General features: G+C 31.9%; 6 protein-coding genes and 1 pseudogene. 3 read left to right on the top strand and 4 right to left on the bottom strand.

The annotated features are described in order from the left end of the window. Positions 1-317 precede the first annotated feature (317 nt). Both C568_RS0129900 and C568_RS0129895 read left to right on the top strand, forming a co-directional pair. On the top strand, positions 318-515 hold the full coding sequence (locus C568_RS0129900; RefSeq protein ID WP_018783699.1) for an HNH/endonuclease VII fold putative polymorphic toxin: 198 nt from the start codon (positions 318-320) through the stop codon (positions 513-515). Positions 516-526: 11 nt separating this feature from the next. Continuing rightward, a complete protein-coding gene (locus C568_RS0129895; protein ID WP_000566919.1) occupies positions 527-919 on the top strand; it encodes an immunity 50 family protein in 393 nt (130 codons plus the stop codon). A 57-nt stretch (positions 920-976) separates the two neighbouring features. On the opposite strand, the gene C568_RS0129890 is transcribed toward C568_RS0129895, so the two are convergent. The 4 genes from C568_RS0129890 to C568_RS0129875 all read right to left on the bottom strand — a co-directional run bounded on the left by C568_RS0129890 (position 977) and on the right by C568_RS0129875 (position 4,059). Further along, the gene (locus C568_RS0129890) at positions 977-1,549 is read right to left on the bottom strand and encodes a tyrosine-type recombinase/integrase (protein ID WP_018783698.1); all 573 of its coding nucleotides are present in this window, start codon (positions 1,547-1,549) and stop codon (positions 977-979) included. A gap of 605 nt (positions 1,550-2,154) precedes the next feature. After that, the gene (locus tag C568_RS0129885; RefSeq protein WP_018783697.1) at positions 2,155-2,793 is read right to left on the bottom strand and encodes a LysE family transporter; all 639 of its coding nucleotides are present in this window, start codon (positions 2,791-2,793) and stop codon (positions 2,155-2,157) included. Next, complete coding sequence (locus C568_RS0129880; RefSeq protein ID WP_018783696.1) at positions 2,786-3,553, bottom strand: YqcI/YcgG family protein; 768 nt, start codon at positions 3,551-3,553, stop codon at positions 2,786-2,788. Before C568_RS0129880 ends, C568_RS0129885 begins: the two co-directional genes overlap by 8 nt. Before the next feature lie 32 nt (positions 3,554-3,585). Next, entirely contained in the window at positions 3,586-4,059 is a 474-nt protein-coding gene (locus C568_RS0129875; RefSeq protein WP_018783695.1) for a YbaK/EbsC family protein, read from the bottom strand. Positions 4,060-4,432: 373 nt separating this feature from the next. Between C568_RS0129875 and C568_RS0129870 the strand changes: the two are divergent. Next, a pseudogene (locus tag C568_RS0129870) lies at positions 4,433-4,610 on the top strand (IS6 family transposase); the annotation flags it as partial.

Here is a 4,610-nt window from a genome sequence, read left to right as displayed (position 1 = left end):
GGTACTTTTCGGTTTATGTATGTATGGATTTGGTAAATATAATCATAACAAAGCTGAAGAAGATGAATTATAATTAAAAATTCAAAACACCTTTCACTCAACATTAATGAAAGGTGTTTTTTTAATTTAAATTATCTTTATTGATGTAGCGACTAATCCCATTACTTAATAGTCGGTACCTGCTATATATTAGGTTAAACTTCTATAATGCTTTCAGAATGAAAACGTGATGTCTTTTATGGCAACCAAGTTTATTTTTATCGTTGTGGGGGGACACCAAAACCTTAAGTTGATGGGCATGTATGGTGACCCCTATTATGACTCGAGAATTAACATATGAAGTAAAAGGTCAAAAAATTATAATTCAAGATCATTCAGAGGGGCATAAGTTTGGAGAAGGTGGAATTGGAGATCAGCCACCACATCATAATGTAAGACCTGAATACAATACACGAACAGGACAGGTAGATGGTATGGAGGATCATTATTATTTTGAGAAGAGAAATAAAAAATAGGGAGTATAAAAATGATTGATCAATTTAAATTTTTAAATCCACAAGCGTTAATTAGTATTTTTGGGAAAATACCAAAGTTTGAAGAATCAGAGTTATTAGATGTGCGTCTTAAAAGAGATGGTCCTACTTTAGTTATTCAATTGATGACAAAGGAAAATGTTGAAAACAAGCCAAAACGATGGAATAAGTGGGATGTAATTTATGTAGAAATATCTTTCTTTACTATTCATAATTTAACAATAAAAGGTTTAGGGACAGAAAATATAATTGATTATTTTGAAATAAATACGATAGAAGAAGAAGGTTTATTAAAAATTAAGTGTAAGAATCAAATGCTAGTTGAGTGCTCGTTTGAATGGGCAAAGGTAGAAGGGGTAACCCCAGGTTTAATAGGATTACCATAATTTTGATGGGAAGTAGATAGTTAATTTTTATAGTATTCATATTTTAATATTTTTGGATTAAATAAGGAATGTATCAAGGACATTATCTTTTTCTTCTTTATTGATACCAATGTATTTAAGTGTAATTTGTGGTGTGCTGTGATTGAGTATGTCTTGCAACATGGCTACATCTTTAGTTTGTTTATAGAACCAATAACCGAAGGTTTTGCGCATAGTGTGTGTTCCTATAGATTCTACACCGGCAAAATCTCCGGCTTTTTGTAATTGTCGATAAGTCTGGATTTTACTAATGTGTTTGTCTCCTTTTCGAGAAGGAAATAACCAGGTGTTTTCTAGTGTTTGGGTGTACGAATAGACTTCATCAAAAATAGAAGTAAGGTTAATCCTGCGCTCCTTCTTTGTTTTTCTCTCTTTAATCTTGAATTCTCTTCTTTTTTTTCGTTTTAGCTTTACTATAGTTTGTGTTTCGAATTGGAGTAGATCACTGACGCGTAATCCGGTATGAATTCCAATAAGAAAGAGAATATAGTCTCGTTCTGAACAATGACGTTTAAGAGTCCATTTCATATCTTCGATCTGTTCTTTGCTACGGATGGGTTGGACATTGATGAGATGTGGTTTTTTGTTCATGGTTTTTGACCTCTTTATTTATAGTGTTTTGAATGTATACTTTCGGTATGTATTTTGAGGATATCAGGATGACGAGGATTAAATAAATGATTAAGGGAATATGAATGTAAACAAATATTAAAAAGTTTACTTTCGGGTTTTAAACATTTACAACTAATTTTGTAATAAATTTCTCAATATAGATATAAATGGTATCTATGGTTTTGATATTAAAAAATATAATATAATAACAATAAGATAGTTATTCCCTTTTGTTTTACTCCTTATGCTGAAGATAAGATCGTATTCTCCGATCTTATCTCTTTTCTTTCTAGGGGTCTCACCGCATCGCCATCAAGCTAGTATTTTGAAGAGGCTCCAAAACAAAAAATTTATTATTTTACAGTTATTTATGAGAATTCAGCTCATTTTTTTCGTTTTGGGGAACAACCAGTTTCTTAAGTTGATGGGCATGTATAGTGACCCCATCACCATCAAGCTAAGAAAAGCGAATACCCCAAAACGAAAAAATTGACATCTCCAGGAGAAAATGTGCATTTTTTTGTTTTGGGGTGTTATAAAATTCTTAAGTTGATGGGCATGTATGGTGATCCCTATTAAGAATTCTATAATAAATGTTTGATTTCTAGCACAGCTTGGTAACCAAAATAAATACCAAAACCAATTAAAATAATACCTGCTGAAATGGAAATCCATTTCATAACAACACGATTTACAAATCGTCTACCTAAATGAATGGATGTAGCCATAAATAAATCCCACAACATAATACCTGCAAAAATAGCTGTACTATACCATAAAGCCTGTTCTTTCCCAATCGTATTTATTGCATTAGTGAGAACTGAACCATAAATCCCTATCCAAAATACAATGTTTAGTGGATTTGAAATAGCAATGGCGAATCCGGATAGAAAGGATTTGAAGGGATGTTCCTTTTCGCCTGTTAAAGAATGCTGTACTTGTTTAGGAGCATCTTTAATACTTTCATATCCTAAGTAAAGCATTGTAATAAAACCAAAAATCCAAATACAAAGTTGGGCAATTGGAGTCGTTAGATATGTCGAAACACCAAAATAAATTAGTAACATCATAATTATATCTGCTGACATTGCGCCTACTCCTACCAACCAGGCACTCCAAAAACCATTCTTTATTCCTTTATTTATTTGAGCTACATTAATTGGACCTACAGGAGCAGAAAGAGAAACTCCTAACAATATATAGCTAAATATCATGCTAATCATATTTCTTTGCGCCTGTAATAGGACATCTTACTACACTTTCATCATTCGTCTCGGGTAACATATATTGTCTCCATTCGTATGAATCTTTTGTACCATAATCACCTATATCAGGGTGAATTGAAATGTCATCATATGCTAACAATCGTTTTCTAATGACTTTACGAACTTGTTTCCCTTGTTTTGTATCGCCTGTAATATCATCCAGGGTTCCTCGAGGTTGTAAAGTAATTTCGAGACCAGTGTCTGTGTATCTACTCTTTCTCTCAGCATAAATAGGAGCTCTACAGACCACAAATATGGGTTCACCCGCAAAACAAAATTCCCACTTAGCATGATAAGGGTCTGCTGGTATCTCTGGATTCCATGGTTCAGGGTCATGTTTTATCAAAAATTGTAGTACATTCCAGAATTGTTTTTTATACTCTTCAGCCATCAATTGTTTATCTGAAGGCTTGAAAAATATTACGAGTGTAGTTCGTTTTGCAATTTGTTGATATGTTTTTATATATTCATAAATCCCATCTCTAAGTTTCATTAACTCTCTTTCATCATAGGCCGAATCGGCAAATAAATATCTGGACCATCCATGTTTCTCAGAATCTACTGCAAAATAACAAGGGAATGGCTTAGAATTATCCATAATGCTAGTATGAAAATTGTTGAAAGATTGTATTTTCCAATCTTCTAAGAAGTCTATACTTTGTTCTTTAAGAATTCTTTTTTGATCATACAAATAAGATTTGGTAGATTGTATTACCATTCTAGCTCCTCCTTAGTATGCCTATAAATTTATTATTTTTTCTCATAAAATAAAATACTATTTTTCACTATATCTAAAATTTTATCGATATCTTTTGTGTGTATTTCAATTGTTAGCTCAGGTACGCCTGGAGATAGTAGAAACTTATTATAGTTATAAATTTTTCGATCTATAACTAGGGTAATTTCCTCTTGATATCCGAATGGTGCTACACACCCAGGAACACAAGAAGTTTTTTCAATTAACTCTTCTTCTGAACAAATAGAAATTCTCTTGCCTGTTAGCTCTTTCATAAGTTTTGAATCTAATTTTTCTCCCTCAATGGTAACAAGTACATAATTGTTTCCAGATTTGTCTTTTAAAAATAAGCTTTTACTTGGGACTCCTTCCAAGTTGAATCTTTCTCTAATCTTTCTATCTGTATCATAATTTAAAATTGGTTCATGTTCATATTGTGAATAAGGTATATCGGCTTCTTCTAAAAGTTGTATTAATTGATTATACATATTCATTCTCCTTTTGCATTTTTTTACTGAATAATACGCTTTTTATATCTATATAACTAATATTTTCTTAATAGTTCCAAATAAAAAATTGGAGATACTTAGATTAATGGTAATAATAAGTATTTCTCCCTTAATATTCTATATTAGGAATATATCACAACTTTTTTGCTATTTTTAAAAATTTTAAACTTTTCTTATGTAATAAAGTATTGATAAATATTTTTCTGATTTTTTTTCGGGTTTTTGAGTGTCTCTAAATGAAAACTCTTACGCAAAAAAGGGTTCCGGTGCAAGAAATTCAAGATACATGCAAGTAATCTCCTAACCTTGGACATACTGATAGTATTACTCTAGAAAAAGGTGTGTGATCGATATGGAAAAGGAAAATTTGTTCAAATGGAAGCATTATCAGCCGGAACTAATCTTATTAACAGTAAGATGGTACCTACGGTACAATTTGAGCTTCCGTAACCTGGTGGAAATGATGGAGGAACGAGGCTTATCCATGGCTCACACAACGATTATGCGATGGGTTCATCAATATGGACCTC

This window comes from Bacillus sp. 95MFCvi2.1 (assembly GCF_000374965.1).
Lineage (GTDB): Bacteria > Bacillota > Bacilli > Bacillales > Bacillaceae_G > Bacillus_A > Bacillus_A pseudomycoides.
This window is presented reverse-complemented; position numbering and strand designations above follow the sequence as displayed.